We start from the raw sequence: 15,187 nt of genomic DNA, 5'->3' as shown, positions 1-15,187 counted from the left end.
AGTGAACACCGCGCAGTGAACGACGAGTCGTCGGCAGGGTTGGGGAACAGGGTGCAGCGGCGTAGGACAGGAACGATCGCGGTGGTGTCCGCACTGGGCATGACGGCGGTCCTCGGCGGCTGCGGCCTCACCGGCGACTCCGACGGGGTGACCCTGAAGCTCGTCGCCGCCGACTACGGCGACAGCAAGGACAACAGCTCCCAGAAGTACTGGGACGAGCTGGTCAAGTCCTACGAGGCGCAGCACCCCGACGTGCAGGTGGACGTCACCGTGTACTCGTGGAACGACGTCGACCGCAAGGTCCGCGAGATGGTCGAGGCGGGCAAGGCGCCCGACATGGCGCAGATCGGCGCCTACTCCGACTACGCGGACAAGGGCCTGCTCTACCGGGCCGACGACGTGCTCTCCATCCCGGTGCAGGCCGACTTCGTCTCCCAGCTGGCCGGCGCGGGCCAGGTCAACGGCGTGCAGTACGGCCTGCCCTTCGCGGCCTCCACGCGCGTGCTCTTCTACAACAAGACCCTCTTCGACCAGGCCGGGGTCGAGCCCCCCAAGTCCTGGGACGACCTCGCCGACGCCGCCGAGGCGCTCAAGGCCAAGGGCGTGAAGTACCCGTACGCCCTGCCGCTGGGCCCCGAGGAGGCGCCGGCCGAGACGATGCAGTGGATGCTCAGCGGCGGGGGCGGCTACACCGACGACGTCGGCACCTACTCCGTCGACTCCCCGCAGAACGTCACCACCTTCACCTGGCTGCGCGACGAACTGGTCGGCAAGGGCCTCACCGGGCCCGTCGCCCCCGGCAAGCTCAACCGCGCCGACGCATTCGCGGCCTTCGCCAACGGCGACGTGGGCATGCTCAACGGCCACCCCTCGCTGATGAAGATGGCCTCCGACAAGGGGGTGAAGTACGGCATGGTCACCACGCCGGGCATCGACGGCGAGAGCAAGAACACCCTCGGCGTCTCCGACTGGATGACCGCCTTCAAGAAGAACGGCCACCAGGACGAGGTCGGCGACTTCCTGGACTTCGTCTACAGCGAGGAGAACGTCCTCGACTTCTCCCGCGAGTACGGCCTGCTCCCGGTGACCACGTCGGCCTCTCAGACGATGAGCACCGCGGCGGAGGACGAGAAGCTCAAGCCGTTCCTGGACGAGCTGCTGCTCTCCCAGCTGTACCCGGTCGGCAAGACCTCCTGGGCCTCGGTCAGCGCGGACGTCAAGAAGCACATCGGCGCGGCGGTCGCCACCGGCGGCAGCCCCAAGGGAGTCCTCGGCCAGATCCAGGCCACGGCGATGCGGGCGGGCAGCGCGGAGTAGGGCCGGTTGTCGGTGGCGGGCGTTACGGTGCCGTACATGGACCCGGGAGAGCTGGCCGAGCGGGAGCGCCGCATCCTCGCGCTGGAGCGCCGTGGCTTCTCCGGCCCCGGCGCCAAGGAGCGCGCCGTCCGCGAGGAGCTGGGCCTGGCCCCCGTCCGCTACTACCAGCTGCTCAACGCCCTCCTGGACGACCCACGGGCCCTGGCCGCCGACCCGGTGACGGTCAACCGCCTGCGCCGGGTGCGCGAGTCCCGCCGCGCGGAGCGCTGAGGTTGCCTGCCGCCTTCGCGGGATAGGTTCGCGGTATGGGCAGCCATCAGGACTCCATCCGGAACGACTCCCCACCGCCCCTGCCGACACCCGTGACGGCGGCCGGGCGCGCGGGGCTCGACGCGCTCCTCGCGGACCCCGGGCGCGCGGTGGTCGCGCTCGACTTCGACGGCACGCTCGCCCCGATCGTGCCCGACCCCGACCGCGCCCGCGCCCACCCCGAGGCGGTACCGGCGCTCGCCGCCCTGGCCCCGAAGGTCGCCTCGATCGCCGTGATCACCGGCCGCCCCGCCGAGGTCGCCGTCCACCACGGCGGCTTCGCGGGCGTCCCCGGCCTGGACCGCCTCGTCGTCCTCGGCCACTACGGCGCCGAGCGCTGGGACGCCGCCACCGGCACCCTCGCCACGCCCGCACCGCACCCCGGCGTCGCCGCCGTCCGCGCCGAGCTGCCGGGCCTCCTGGAGCGCTCCGGAGCGGCGCAGGGCACCTGGACGGAGGACAAGGGGCACGCGGTCGCCGTCCACACCCGCCGCGCCCCCGATCCGCAGGCCGCCTTCGAGGCCCTGCGCGCCCCCCTCGCCGACCTGGCCGCCCGGCACGGCCTGATCGTCGAACCGGGCCGCATGGTCCTGGAGCTGCGCCCGCCCGGCATGGACAAGGGCGCGGCCCTGCGCGGGTACGTCCACTCCCTCGACGCCGCCAGCGTCCTCTTCGCCGGCGACGACCTCGGCGACCTCCCGGCCTACGCGGCCGTCGACACCCTCCGCGCCGAGGGCACCCCGGGCCTGCTGGTCTGCAGCGGCAGCGACGAGGTGACGGAACTGAGGAAGCGCGCGGACGTGGAAGTGCCCGGCCCGGCCGGGGTGGTGGCCCTGCTTACGGCCCTCGCGCACCGGCTGTCCTGAGACAACGTCACGGACGGTTCCGCCGACTGTCACAGGCGTGTCCGGGCCCGGCCGGCGGGGCAACGCGGTCCGCCGCACCACGGTCTTGCACGCCGTAAAGCCCGCTCAGTGGCCCACGACCGTGGAGGAACCCGTCATGTCCGCTCGGAAGACCCCGATGCTCGCCCTCGCCGCCGTGGCCCTCGGCCTGGCGCTGACCGCCTGCGGCAACGGCGGCGACGGCGGCAGCAGCGACGACGCCGCGCCCGCCACCCCCGCCGCCACCGCGACCGCCAACTCCAACGAGACCGCGGCGAGCACCGCACCGTCCGCCCCCGCCGCCGACGCCACCGGCGGCACCTCCTCGGACACCCCGCAGAGCACGCGGCCGGACCAGGGGACGGGCGAGAAGTGCACCGACCAGGTGAACTACGCCGGTGACCCGCGGTCGAACGCCGAGATCAACTCGATCGGCGAGGAGACCGGCACCTGCCCGCCGGTCCAGTCGGGCGGCACGCAGTCCGGCACCCCGAAGGAGGACGGGGTGAAGTGCACCGACCAGGTGAACTACGCCGGTGACCCGCGGTCCAACGCCGAGATCAACTCCATCGGCGAGGAGACCGGCACCTGCCCGCCGGTCCAGGACAAGTAGCCCCCGCCCCGGCCGCCCCTCAGCCCCGCAGCGCGTCCAGCTGCTCCAGGAACCAGCGCGCCGGGGGCAGCGCGGTGCCGGCGGCCGCCAGCCGCTTGGAGCGCTCGGCCCGTTCCCCGGCCGGCAGGCCGAGCGCCTCGTGCAGCGCGTCCGCCGTCCCGACCACGTCGTACGGGTTCACCACCAGCGCGTCCTCGCCCAGCTCCTCGTACGCGCCGGCCTCCCGCGACAGCACCAGCGCGCAGCCCCGGTCGGAGACGACCGGCACCTCCTTCGCGACCAGGTTCATCCCGTCCCGCACGGGGTTGACGAGCGCCACGTCCGCCAGCCGGTACGCCGCCAGCGACCGCGCGAAGTCGTCCTTCAGGTTCAGCACGACCGGCGTCCAGCCCGGCGTGCCGAACTCCTCGTTGACCGCTTCCGCGACCTGCCGCACCTCGGCCGTGTAGTCCCGGTACACGGCGAGGTCCTGCCGCGAGGGGTAGGCGAACGCGACGTGCACGACCCGCTCGCGCCACTCGGGCCGCCGTGCCAGCAGCTCCCGGTAGGCCAGCAGCCCGCGCACGATGTTCTTGGACAGCTCGGTCCGGTCCACCCGCACGATCGTGCGGCGGCCCTCCCCGATCTCCGCCCGCAGCTCCGCCATCCGCTCCTCGACGTCGGCCTCGTGCGACCGCTTGCGCAGGAAGTCCCCGTCGGCGCCCAGCCCGTGCACGCCGATCTCCGTGCCGCCGAGCCCGCCCAGCACGGCGTCGCAGCAGGCGGTGAACGCGTCGGCCCAGCGCCGGGTGAGGAATCCGAGCCGGTCGGCGCCCAGCATCCCGCGCAGCACCTGCTCGGCGATGTCGTCCGGCAGCAGCCGGAAGTAGTCGACCGGCGCCCACGGCGTGTGCGAGAAGTGGCCGATCCTGAGGTCCGGCCGCAGCTCGCGCAGCATCCCCGGCACCAGCGTCAGGTGGTAGTCCTGCACGATCGCGACCGCGCCCTCGGCCGCCTCCTCGGCCAGCGCCTCGGCGAAGGCCCGGTTGTACGCCTCGTAGGAGGCCCACTGGCGCCGGAACTCCGCGTCGAAGACCGGCTCCAGGGGCGTCTGGTAGAGCATGTGGTGCACGAACCACAGCACCGAGTTGGCGATGCCGTTGTAGGCGTCCGCGTGCACGTCGGCCGGTACGTCCAGCATCCGTACGCCGTCCTCGCCGACCCCGCGCCGCACCGCCTCGCGGTCGCCGTCGCCCAGCGCCGAGCACACCCACAGCGCACCCGCGTCGGGCCCGATGGCCGACAGCCCCGAGACCAGCCCGCCCCCGCCCCGTTTGGCGTTGAGCGACCCGTCCTCGCGCACCTCGTACGAGACGGGCCCCCGGTTGGAGGCGACCAGCACCTGAGCAGCACCGAAGCTTGAAGCCATACGCCTCAACCTAGCCCGGCCCCCCACGCCTCAAACGTCGCCCCGCGTCACCTCGGCGACGATTCGGTCACGCCGCTTGTGCAGAAACTGTGAACTGGTTGAGGATATGCGGTGCACATTTCAACTTTCTGGGGGGCGGGCGCAGCATGCCCATACGCACACGGCACCGGCGCACGAGCAGACTCGCGGCCACGGCGGCACTGATCGCGGCCTCCGCGCTGGCCCTGGCCGGCTGCGGCGACGATGACCCGGGCACGAAGGCGGCACCCGCCACGACCACCCCGGCGGCCACGGCCACGCCGAGCGGCAGCCCCACCCCCGAGGCGAGTCCCGCCGCCGAGAGCCCGACGCCCACCCCGACCCCGACCGCCGTCACCCTGCCGGACCTCACCGGCGGCAGCATCTCGGCGGCCGTCGGCGCCGCCGAGAAGGCCCACGTCGGTTACACCGTGCTGCTCCAGGGCACCGGCCGGCAGGCCTCCTCCTGGGGCAGCGGCGAGAAGGTCTGCGAGCAGAGCGGCGGACCCGGTGCCGTGACGTTCACCGTCCCGCGCGACGGCCGCGACTGCGCCGGGCGTCTGCTGCACACTCCGGAGCCGACCCCCCAGCCGTCGAAGACGCGGGACAGTGGCACGGGCGGCAGCACCGGCGGCGGCAGCACGGGCGGCAGCACCGGCGGCTCCGGGGGCGGCGGCACCGGCGGCTGCGAGCTGACCAGCCCGGCGGGCAACTGCTACGCCGACGGCCAGTTCTGCGCCCAGAAGCACCGGGGCATGAGCACCCACGGCCGCGGCGGCGAGTACCTGACCTGCGAGCGGGACTCCGACGGCAGGTGGCGCTGGTCGGACGGCGTCCCCGGCTGACCCTCCCGGGGCAGGCCTGCCCGGCCACCCTCCGGGCAGGCCCGGCTAGGCCACCCTCCGGGCCGCGTACTCCGCGATCTCCGTCATCGGGGGCCGTTCCTCGGTGTCCACGGCGTAGGTGCGCGGCTCGAAGCCGTCGACGCCCCGCTCGAACTGGGTGAGGGCGGGCCGCACCAGGTGGCCGCGGGCCAGCCGCAGCTGTGCGGTGCGGTAGATCGCGGCGGCCATCCGGCCCAGCGCCCGCCCGTCCTGGTGGCGGTGGACGCGCACCCCGACGTCGACCTGCGCGAGCGCGTCCAGGCCCACCAGGTGCAGGGCGTCGACCAGCATGCCCAGTTCGACGCCGTAGCCGACCGGGAAGGGCAGCCGTTCCAGCAGGGAGCGGCGGGCCGCGTACTCGCCGCCCAGCGGCTGGACGAAACCGGCCAGCTGCGGCCAGTGCATGTTGAGCAGCGGGCGGGCCATCAGCTCCGTGACCCGCCCGCCCTGGCCGGGAGCGGCGCCGAGCGGCCGGTCGTACATGGCCTTGACCAGGTGCACGTCCGGGTCGGTGAGCAGCGGGCCGACGATCCCGGAGACGAAGTCGGCGGAGAACTCGCGCAGGTCGGCGTCGACGAAGCAGACGATGTCCCCGCCGGTGACCAGCAGCGAACGCCACAGCACCTCGCCCTTGCCCGGCACGGCGGGGATGCGGGGGAGGATCGCGTCGCGGTGCACCACCCGGGCGCCGGCCGCCGCGGCCACCTCCGCCGTGCGGTCGCTCGACCCGGAGTCCACGACCACGATCTCGTCGACGAGCGGGACCCCGAGCACCAGCTCCCGCCGGATCACCGCGACGATGTCGCCGACCGTCGCCTCCTCGTCCAGGGCGGGGAGCACCACGCTGACCGACTGCCCGGTGGCGTGCTTGGCGGACAGAAGGTGCTGGAGCGGCCGGTCCCCGGCGGACCAGGAGCGTGCGTTCAGCCAGCGCTCGACTTCTTCCAGCACGTCCGGTGGTCTCCTTCGTGATCCGTTGTGATCCGTTGTGATCCATCTCGCGGTACGGACGACTATCTCAACCGTCCGGGCCGTCGGTTACAGTCTTGAACAACGCGTGGGACCACCGCATGCCGGGGTCGCCGCGTGTACCAGCGCAAAACAACTTCACACCGCTCATCCAGAGGGGCAGAGGGATACGGCCCGATGAAGCCCCGGCAACCCTCCAGTCGGTTCTTGTCACACGGACGTGGCGAGGCTCCCGGCTAGGGAAGGTGCCAAATCCGTCTCACGGCGAGATGCGTCGTGAGGAAGATGAGGAGAAAGGGCCTCGCCTCCATGGCTGTGCAGACTGCCGAAACCGCCGCGAACTCCACCGACGCCACCGTCGACCTCGGCCCCGCCGCCGCCCTGAGCTGCCGCGAGTGCGGCCACAAGGTCCCGCTCGGACCGGTCTTCGCCTGCGAGGAGTGTTTCGGCCCCCTGGAGATCGCCTACGACTTCTCCGGCCACGACACCGAGGAGCTGCGCAAGCGGATCGAGGCGGGCCCCGCGAACATCTGGCGCTACGCCCCCCTGCTGCCCGTCCCGGCCGACGTCGCCACCAAGCCGAACATCAACCCCGGCTGGACCAAGCTCGTCAAGGCCGACAACCTCGCCCGCGAGCTGGGCGTCACCGGCGGCCTGTACGTCAAGGACGACTCCGGCAACCCCACGCACTCCTTCAAGGACCGCGTCGTCGCCCAGGCCATCGAGGCCGCCCGCGCCTTCGGCTTCACCACCCTGTCCTGCTCCTCCACCGGCAACCTCGCCGGTGCCGTCGGCGCCGCCGCCGCCCGCGCCGGCTTCCGCTCCTGCGTGTTCATCCCGCACGATCTGGAGCAGGGCAAGGTCGTCATGGCCGCGGTCTACGGCGGCGAGCTGGTCGGCATCGAGGGCAACTACGACGACGTGAACCGCTTCTGCTCCGAGCTGATCGGCGACCCGGCCGGCGAGGGCTGGGGCTTCGTCAACGTCAACCTGCGCCCCTACTACGCCGAGGGCTCCAAGACCCTCGCCTACGAGATCTGCGAGCAGCTCGGCTGGCGGCTGCCCGACCAGATCGTCGTGCCGATCGCCTCCGGCTCCCAGCTGACGAAGATCGACAAGGGGCTGAAGGAGCTGATCCAGCTCGGTCTGGTCGAGGACAAGCCGTACAAGATCTTCGGCGCGCAGGCCGAGGGCTGCTCGCCGGTCTCCACGGCGTTCAAGGCCGGGCACGACGTGGTCCGCCCGCAGAAGCCGAACACCATCGCCAAGTCGCTGGCCATCGGCAACCCGGCCGACGGCCCCTACGTCCTCGACATCGCCCGCCGCACCGGCGGCGCCGTGGAGGACGTGACCGACGAGCAGGTCGTGGACGCGATCAAGCTGCTCGCCCGCACGGAGGGCATCTTCGCGGAGACGGCGGGCGGCGTGACCGTCGGCGTCACGAAGAAGCTGATCGAGAACGGCGTGCTGGACCCGTCGCTCACCACGGTCGTCCTGAACACCGGTGACGGCCTGAAGACCCTCGACGCGGTGGCCGGCACCGGCCTGACCGCGACGATCCGACCCAACCTGGACTCCTTCCGAGAGGCTGGCCTCGCATGAGCGTGACCGTTCGTATCCCGACCATCCTGCGCACCTACACCGGCGGCAAGGCCGAGGTCAGCGCCGAGGGGGCCAACCTCGGGGAGGTCATCTCCGACCTGGAGAAGAACCACACCGGCATCGCCGCCCGCGTCCTGGACGACCAGGGCAAGCTGCGCCGCTTCGTCAACGTCTACGTCAACGACGACGACGTCCGCTTCGAGCAGGGCCTGGAGACCGCGACGCCGGACGGCGCGGGCGTCTCGATCATCCCTGCGGTCGCCGGCGGCTGAAGCGGTAGCAGATACACCTTGTAGTGCGTATTGCCCTCTCCGTAAGAGAAACGGAGGGGGCAATTCCATGTGGTTGAGCGCGGTAGAGTTGGGGAACGCGCTCCCGATCGGCACAACGGGAACCGTTAATTCCTGCCGCCCGCCCGACAAGAAGCAGCCAAACTGCGAGCGTAATCTGCGGCTTTTGTTCCCTTTGCGTGACCCGACTTGACCCGAATTCAGGCGAATTCTCGCCACATTCCGGACCGGGTGCGTCCAGATTTCTCGTCCGATTGACCTGTTGCAGACGGCAGTTGGACAGATACATTCAGCCGCGGTCGACGCGTTCCGGCGCACGCCCCCAGTCGTGAGGGGGCGAGGTCTGACCCGGGTCCGCGAAGTGTGGATCTGTGCAAGGGCCAGTAATAGGGGAGTTAGGCATGGCTCAGGGCACCGTCAAGTGGTTCAACGCGGAGAAGGGGTACGGCTTCATCGCGGTCGACGGTGGTGCGGATGTTTTCGTCCACTACAGCGCGATTCAGATGGACGGCTACCGCACCCTCGAAGAAGGCCAGCGGGTCGAGTTCGAGATCTCGCAGGGTCAGAAGGGCCCGCAGGCCGACATGGTTCGCCTCAGCGCCTGAGACGCGCGGCCACCGCAGCACCCGGTCTTCATCCGAAGGGCCCGTACCCGCTGGGTACGGGCCCTTCGGCCTGTTCGCGGGCGGCTGACGGCAGGGCCCGATCCCCGAGAGGCGCTTGCACTCGACCATGCCGAGTGCTAATCATTGGCGTTAGCACTCTGAAGGTGAGAGTGACAACGAAGGACCGGGTCGGTGAGGCCCGCAGGCCGGGTGGGGAAGGAACCACAAGGCAGGCGAGCCGTCCGTCGCGGGCGCGGGCGCGGTCCGAAGGAATCACCCCCAGTCCTGGAGGGACCACTTCACATGGCCAAGATCATCGCGTTCGACGAGGAGGCGCGGCGCGGCCTCGAGCGCGGCATGAACCAGCTCGCGGACGCCGTCAAGGTGACGCTCGGCCCCAAGGGCCGCAACGTCGTCCTCGAGAAGAAGTGGGGCGCCCCCACGATCACCAACGATGGTGTCTCCATCGCCAAGGAGATCGAGCTCGAGGACCCGTACGAGAAGATCGGCGCCGAGCTGGTCAAGGAAGTCGCCAAGAAGACGGACGACGTCGCCGGTGACGGTACGACCACCGCGACCGTCCTCGCCCAGGCCCTGGTCAAGGAAGGCCTGCGCAACGTCGCGGCCGGTGCCAACCCGATGGCCCTCAAGCGCGGTATCGAGAAGGCCGTCGAGGCCGTCTCCGCCGCCCTGCTGGAGCAGGCCAAGGACGTCGAGACCAAGGAGCAGATCGCTTCCACGGCCTCCATCTCCGCCGCCGACACCCAGATCGGCGAGCTGATCGCCGAGGCCATGGACAAGGTCGGCAAGGAAGGCGTCATCACCGTCGAGGAGTCCCAGACCTTCGGTCTGGAGCTGGAGCTCACCGAGGGTATGCGCTTCGACAAGGGCTACATCTCGGCGTACTTCGCCACCGACATGGAGCGTATGGAGGCGTCGCTCGACGACCCGTACATCCTGATCGCCAACTCCAAGATCGGCAACGTCAAGGACCTGCTGCCGCTCCTGGAGAAGGTCATGCAGTCGGGCAAGCCGCTGCTGATCATCGCCGAGGACGTCGAGGGCGAGGCCCTGTCGACCCTGGTCGTCAACAAGATCCGCGGCACCTTCAAGTCCGTCGCCGTCAAGGCCCCGGGCTTCGGCGACCGCCGCAAGGCCATGCTCGGCGACATCGCCATCCTCACGGGCGGCGAGGTCATCTCCGAGGAGGTCGGCCTCAAGCTGGAGAACGCCACGCTGGACCTGCTGGGCAGCGCGCGCAAGGTCGTCATCACCAAGGACGAGACCACGATCGTGGACGGCGCCGGCTCGGCCGACCAGGTCCAGGGCCGCGTCAACCAGATCCGCGCCGAGATCGAGAACAGCGACTCGGACTACGACCGCGAGAAGCTCCAGGAGCGTCTGGCGAAGCTGGCCGGCGGCGTGGCCGTCATCAAGGCCGGTGCCGCCACCGAGGTCGAGCTGAAGGAGCGCAAGCACCGCATCGAGGACGCCGTCCGCAACGCGAAGGCGGCCGTCGAGGAGGGCATCGTCGCCGGTGGTGGCGTGGCCCTGCTCCAGGCCTCCCAGGTCTTCGAGAAGCTGGAGCTGACGGGTGACGAGGCGACCGGCGCCAACGCCGTGAAGCTCGCCCTGGAGGCCCCGCTGAAGCAGATCGCCGTCAACGGCGGTCTCGAGGGCGGCGTCGTCGTGGAGAAGGTCCGCAACCTGACCGTCGGCCACGGCCTGAACGCCGCCTCCGGTGAGTACGTCGACATGATCGCCGAGGGCATCATCGACCCGGCGAAGGTGACCCGCTCTGCCCTGCAGAACGCCGCCTCCATCGCCGCGCTGTTCCTCACCACCGAGGCCGTCATCGCCGACAAGCCGGAGAAGGCCGCTCCGGCGGGCGCCCCGGGCGGCATGCCGGGCGGTGACATGGACTTCTGATCGACCGGTTCCGGTTGATCGACCGTCCAGCACGGACCGAGGGCGGCACTCCCCGACAGGGGGGTGCCGCCCTCGGGCGTCTTCCGGCCGCGTCCCTGGCTGTGGTCAGGGTCACATCGGTGCGTCGGGCGGAATGGCCCGGCGGGGCTGCCCCGTTCCCGTTGGAGTGCGGTGCATGCACACGCACATACCGACAGGTACCCATCTCAGGAGCCCCCACGTGACCGTCACCCCCGCCGAGGCCGCCACCCGCGCCGCCCAACTCCTCGCCCGCCCGGCCACCATCAACGGCCTCACCGTGCCCAACCGCATCGCGATGGCGCCGATGACCCGGATGTTCTCCCCGGGCGGCATCCCCGGCGAGGACGTGGTCTCCTACTACGCCCGCCGCGCCGCCGCCGGAGTGGGACTGATCGTCACCGAGGGCACCTACGTCGGCCACGACTCGGCCGGCCAGAGCGACCGCGTCCCGCGCTTCCACGGCGCGGAGCAGCTCGCCGGGTGGGCGAAGGTCGCCGAGGCGGTGCACGCGGGCGGCGGCACGATCGTGCCGCAGCTGTGGCACATCGGCATGGTCCGCAAGGCCGGGGACCAGCCCTTCCCGGACGCCCCCGCCGTCGGCCCGTCCGGCCTGCGCATCGGCGAGGACGAGCCCACCGGGAAGGCCATGACCCAGCGCGACCTGGACGACGTCATCGGCGCCTTCGCAGAGGCCGCCGCGGCCGCCGAGCGCATCGGCTTCGACGGTGTGGAGATCCACGGCGCCCACGGCTACCTCGTCGACCAGTTCCTGTGGTCCGGCACCAACCGCCGCACCGACGCCTACGGCGGCGACCCGGTCGCCCGGACGAAGTTCGCCGCCGAGATCGTGGCCGCCGTACGGGAGACGGTCTCCGCCGACTTCCCGGTGATCTTCCGCTACTCGCAGTGGAAGCAGGAGGCCTACGACGCCCGCCTCGCCGAGACCCCCGAGGAGCTGGAGGCCATCCTCACCCCGCTCGCCGCGTCCGGGGTCGACGCCTTCCACGCCTCCACCCGCCGCTACTGGCTGCCCGAGTTCGAGGACTCGGACCTCAACCTCGCCGGCTGGACCAAGAAGCTCACCGGCAAGACCGCCATCACCGTCGGCTCGGTCGGCCTCGACGGCGACTTCACCAAGGCCTTCCAGGGCGAGGGCGCCCCCGTCCGCGGCCTCGACAACCTCCTCGACCGCCTGGAGCGCGACGAGTTCGACCTCGTCGCCGTCGGCCGTGCGCTGCTCCACGACCCGCGGTGGGCCGAGAAGGTCCTCGGCGGCCGCTTCGACGAACTCGCCCCGTACGACGCCGCTTCGCTGAAGACCCTCAGCTGACCGCGGTGCGCACCACGGCGTAGGGTCCGGAGGATGACGATCCCTGGACCTGCCGAGTCAGTGGAACCCGTGGTGCGCACCTCCTCCGGCGCGGTGCGCGGCCGGACCGAGGACGGCCTGGCCGTCTTCCGCGGCATCCCCTTCGCCCAGCCCCCGGTGGGGGACGCCCGCTTCTCCGCCCCGCGCCGCCCCCGCCCCTGGGACGGCATACGCGACGCGTACGCCTTCGGCCCGCCGCCCCCGCAGGACCTCGGCCCCGCGGGCCCGGCCGGCATCCCGGACGCCCCCGAGGGCGACGACTGGCTGACGGTCAACGTCTGGACCCCCGCGCCCGACCCGGCCGCCCACCGCCCGGTCATGGTCTGGATCTACGGCGGCGCCTACAAGATGGGCCACTCCGGGAACCCCGGCTACGACGCCCGCCGCATCGCCGCCGACGGCGACCTCGTCGTCGTCACCCTCAACTACCGCATCGGCATGGAGGGTTTCGCCCACATCGAGGGCGCCCCCGCCAACCGGGGCCTGCTCGACCAGATCGCGGCGCTGGCCTGGGTGCAGGAGAACATCGCCGCGTTCGGCGGCGACCCCGGGCAGGTCACGGTCTTCGGCGAGTCGGCCGGCGCCGGTTCCGTGGCCTCGCTGCTGGCGATGCCCCGCGCGGCCGGACTCTTCCGGCGGGCCGTCGCCCAGAGCGTGCCGGGCACGTTCTTCTCCCCGGAACTCGCCGCCGACATCGGTACCGCCCTCGCCGCCGAGCTGGGCCTGCGCCCGACCGTGGAAGACCTCGCGGAGGTCACCCCGGACCAGCTCGTCAAGGCGGGCCAGGCCCTCGCCCCGAAGATGCCCGGCAACGTCGCCCGCTGGGGGCAGGCGGCGCCCACGGTCACCCCGTACGCGCCCGTCGTGGACGGCGAGTTCCTGCCGGTCACGCCCTGGCAGGCGCTGGCCTCCGGCGCCGCTCGCGACGTCGACCTGATCGTCGGTCACAACCGCGACGAGAACCGGCTGTTCACCGCGATGTCGGGCAAGCTCGGCCAGATCGGCGAGGACCGCGCGACCGCCGCCCTGCGCCTGTACGCGCCCGGGGGCGAGGCCGCCTACCGCGCCGCGTTCCCGCAGGCGTCGCCCAACGACCTCTACGAACGCATCCAGACCGACTGGCTGTTCGCCATCCCCTCCCTGCGCCTGGCCGAGGCCCACCTCGCGGGCGGCGGCCGGTCCCACGTCTACGAACTCACCTGGTCCGCCCCCGCCTTCGACGGCGCCCTGGGCGCCTGCCACGCCCTGGACATCCCGCTCCTCTTCGGCACCTTCCAGGGGGGCCTCGCGCAGTTCCAGTTCGGCGGCGCGGAGCCGTCCGAGGAGGCGCTGGCCCTGTCCGCCCGCTTCCGCGCCGCCTGGACGGACTTCGCCCGCACCGGCGACCCGGGCTGGCCCGCGTACGACACGCAGCAGCGTCTCGTGCGGGTCTTCGACGCCGAGCCGACCGTCGCGCCGTACCCGGAGGAGACCTCCCGGCGCCTGTGGGAGGGATACGAGTTCACGCCGCTGCCACTGGTGGGGCAGGAGGCGTGAGCTTCCGGGGCCTCCTGCTCGGCCTGTTCGCCGTGCCGGTCGTCGTCGGCGGGTACTTCCTCACCCAGGCGGCGACCGCCGACGGCACCCCCCAGTGCGACGGCATCATCGAGGAGTACGGCGACCAGGAGCGCTCCGGGCCCATGAAGCCGGGGGAGACGTGCGACCTGTACGACTTCGCCGACGGCCGCTCGGCGGGCACGCGGACGTACGAGCAGCAGCGGAAGGCGCAGGACGCGGACGCGGGGCGGGACTACTGGACCGGCGGCCTGTGGCTGGCGTACGGCGTGGCGGGGCTGACGGTGGTCACCGTCCACCTGGGCCTGAAACGCCGCCGCGGCTGACTCCGTCGACGAAGACCGACCATGCCTCGGCGCGGAAGCGGAGGGTGGGCCCTCCGGGGTTCTTCGAGTCCCGGACCGGGACGTCGGTCATGCCGGTGGCGACTTCGAGGCAGTTGCCACCGCTCCCGCCGCTGTACGCCGACTTGCGCCAGCGAGCGACCTCCAGGCAGTTGTCGCCGCTTCCGCCGCTGTAACTGGACTTGTACCAGTCGTACTCAGGGGTGGTCTCCATGCGCGTAATTCTGCGCCAGCTTCTCGATCAAGGACAGGGAGTTGGCCGGCGAGAGCGCGGCGACCATGAGGAGTTCGTAGTAGAAGCGGTAGCGCCCCACGGTGGCGGGATCGTCGTCGACCCGGCCGGTGCCGACGCCTTCGAGGTAGACCAGCGAAGGGGCGTCCGCGAAGTCCATCAGTTTCACGCACCCCTGCATGGCCGGATGTGCTCCCGCCTCGAAGGGCAGTACCTGCACGATGACCCGGTTCTCTCGCATCAGGCGCGCGAGATGGAGCAGAGCCTCCGCCATCACCTCGGGGCCGCCGGTCGAGCGACGCAAGGCTGACTCGTCAATGACCGCAAACAACATGGGTCTTGTTGGATCGGCGAGCATGCGGGCCCGCTCCATCCGCGCGGTCACCAGCCCGTCGATCACGGCGTCAGCCGCAGTCGGCTGGTAGGCGCGGCAGACGGCCCGCGCGTAGGCGGGCGTCTGCAGGAGGCCGGGGATCAGCATCGACGCATACTCCTTGATCTCACTGGCCGACCCCTCCGCCTCCGCCGCCTCCGCGAAGTGCTCCGGATACTTGGACTTGGCCGACGCCGCGCAGTTGCGCCGGAAGAAATCCTCCGTGCCCAGGACGTCGTCCAGTAGCCGTGCGTACTCCGGCTGCATCCGGCGCGTGCCGGACTCCAGCTGTCCGATGAACGAACCGCTGACGAACAGCCGCGCGCCCAACTCCTCCTGGCTCAGGCCGGACTTCTCGCGGGCGTGGCGCAGCTCGGCGCCCAGGAGGGCGCGGGGGGACGAGGACGGGTCGAGGTCTTTCGGTCCTGGCATGGTGACGGAACTCCCGGTCGCACAGCAGGGGTTG

16 protein-coding genes and 1 riboswitch are annotated in these 15,187 nt (G+C 71.5%); of the genes, 12 read left to right on the top strand and 4 right to left on the bottom strand.

Annotated features, from left to right (window positions below; genetic code table 11):
- The first annotated feature begins 51 nt into the window (after positions 1–51).
- The 4 genes from K7854_RS13065 (at position 52) to K7854_RS13050 (ending at position 3,123) form a co-directional block, all read left to right on the top strand.
- Positions 52–1,317 carry an ABC transporter substrate-binding protein gene (locus K7854_RS13065; protein ID WP_443732434.1) on the top strand — a complete coding sequence of 422 codons (1,266 nt, stop codon included), beginning with the start codon at positions 52–54 and terminating at the stop codon, positions 1,315–1,317.
- 36 nt (positions 1,318–1,353) lie between these two features.
- A complete protein-coding gene (locus tag K7854_RS13060) occupies positions 1,354–1,587 on the top strand; it encodes a DUF3263 domain-containing protein (protein ID WP_197924545.1) in 234 nt (77 codons plus the stop codon).
- Between the two features lie 35 nt (positions 1,588–1,622).
- Positions 1,623–2,492 carry a trehalose-phosphatase gene (gene otsB, locus K7854_RS13055; RefSeq protein ID WP_226026613.1) on the top strand — a complete coding sequence of 290 codons (870 nt, stop codon included), beginning with the start codon at positions 1,623–1,625 and terminating at the stop codon, positions 2,490–2,492.
- Between the two features lie 136 nt (positions 2,493–2,628).
- Positions 2,629–3,123, top strand: a complete 495-nt coding sequence (locus tag K7854_RS13050) for a hypothetical protein (RefSeq protein WP_226026612.1) — start codon at positions 2,629–2,631, stop codon at positions 3,121–3,123.
- A gap of 19 nt (positions 3,124–3,142) precedes the next feature.
- Here the strand turns inward: K7854_RS13050 and K7854_RS13045 are convergent, their stop codons facing one another.
- On the bottom strand, positions 3,143–4,531 hold the full coding sequence (locus K7854_RS13045; protein ID WP_226026611.1) for an alpha,alpha-trehalose-phosphate synthase (UDP-forming): 1,389 nt from the start codon (positions 4,529–4,531) through the stop codon (positions 3,143–3,145).
- 146 nt (positions 4,532–4,677) lie between these two features.
- On the opposite strand from K7854_RS13045, the gene K7854_RS13040 reads away from it, so the two are divergent.
- Positions 4,678–5,394: a hypothetical protein gene (locus K7854_RS13040; RefSeq protein ID WP_226026610.1), complete on the top strand. Its 717-nt coding sequence runs from the start codon at positions 4,678–4,680 to the stop codon at positions 5,392–5,394.
- A 45-nt stretch (positions 5,395–5,439) separates the two neighbouring features.
- Here K7854_RS13040 and K7854_RS13035 read toward each other — a convergent pair whose 3' ends face one another.
- Complete coding sequence (locus K7854_RS13035) at positions 5,440–6,384, bottom strand: glucosyl-3-phosphoglycerate synthase (RefSeq protein WP_226026609.1); 945 nt, start codon at positions 6,382–6,384, stop codon at positions 5,440–5,442.
- Between the two features lie 162 nt (positions 6,385–6,546).
- Positions 6,547–6,694, top strand: a riboswitch (SAM riboswitch).
- 17 nt (positions 6,695–6,711) lie between these two features.
- Between K7854_RS13035 and thrC the strand changes: the two genes are divergently transcribed.
- From thrC to K7854_RS13000, 7 genes are all read left to right on the top strand, one after another.
- Positions 6,712–8,004 carry a threonine synthase gene (thrC, locus tag K7854_RS13030; protein ID WP_226026608.1) on the top strand — a complete coding sequence of 431 codons (1,293 nt, stop codon included), beginning with the start codon at positions 6,712–6,714 and terminating at the stop codon, positions 8,002–8,004.
- Positions 8,001–8,276 (top strand): MoaD/ThiS family protein, encoded by a 276-nt coding sequence (locus tag K7854_RS13025; protein WP_061444066.1) that lies wholly within the window; start codon positions 8,001–8,003, stop codon positions 8,274–8,276. Before thrC ends, K7854_RS13025 begins: the two co-directional genes overlap by 4 nt.
- A gap of 419 nt (positions 8,277–8,695) precedes the next feature.
- Entirely contained in the window at positions 8,696–8,899 is a 204-nt protein-coding gene (locus K7854_RS13020; RefSeq protein WP_004929928.1) for a cold-shock protein, read from the top strand.
- A 303-nt stretch (positions 8,900–9,202) separates the two neighbouring features.
- Positions 9,203–10,828 carry a chaperonin GroEL gene (gene groL / locus K7854_RS13015; protein ID WP_061444067.1) on the top strand — a complete coding sequence of 542 codons (1,626 nt, stop codon included), beginning with the start codon at positions 9,203–9,205 and terminating at the stop codon, positions 10,826–10,828.
- A 220-nt stretch (positions 10,829–11,048) separates the two neighbouring features.
- Positions 11,049–12,179 (top strand): NADH:flavin oxidoreductase, encoded by a 1,131-nt coding sequence (locus tag K7854_RS13010; RefSeq protein ID WP_226026607.1) that lies wholly within the window; start codon positions 11,049–11,051, stop codon positions 12,177–12,179.
- A gap of 33 nt (positions 12,180–12,212) precedes the next feature.
- Positions 12,213–13,754, top strand: coding sequence for a carboxylesterase/lipase family protein (locus tag K7854_RS13005; protein WP_226026606.1), 1,542 nt, complete (start codon positions 12,213–12,215; stop codon positions 13,752–13,754).
- Positions 13,751–14,098: a hypothetical protein gene (locus K7854_RS13000; RefSeq protein WP_226026605.1), complete on the top strand. Its 348-nt coding sequence runs from the start codon at positions 13,751–13,753 to the stop codon at positions 14,096–14,098. Before K7854_RS13005 ends, K7854_RS13000 begins: the two co-directional genes overlap by 4 nt.
- Here K7854_RS13000 and K7854_RS12995 read toward each other — a convergent pair.
- Both K7854_RS12995 and K7854_RS12990 read right to left on the bottom strand, forming a co-directional pair.
- Positions 14,061–14,330 carry a DUF397 domain-containing protein gene (locus K7854_RS12995; protein WP_226026604.1) on the bottom strand — a complete coding sequence of 90 codons (270 nt, stop codon included), beginning with the start codon at positions 14,328–14,330 and terminating at the stop codon, positions 14,061–14,063. The two genes, K7854_RS13000 and K7854_RS12995, sit on opposite strands and share 38 nt — an antisense overlap.
- Positions 14,314–15,153, bottom strand: a complete 840-nt coding sequence (locus tag K7854_RS12990; RefSeq protein ID WP_226026603.1) for a helix-turn-helix domain-containing protein — start codon at positions 15,151–15,153, stop codon at positions 14,314–14,316. The genes K7854_RS12995 and K7854_RS12990 overlap by 17 nt, the downstream gene beginning before the upstream one ends.
- Positions 15,154–15,187 lie beyond the last annotated feature (34 nt).

The organism is Streptomyces hyderabadensis, from assembly GCF_020404845.1.
Classification (GTDB): Bacteria; Actinomycetota; Actinomycetes; order Streptomycetales; family Streptomycetaceae; genus Streptomyces; species Streptomyces hyderabadensis.
The sequence above is the reverse complement of the archived record's forward strand: the minus strand, read 5'-3'. Positions and strand labels throughout refer to the sequence as shown.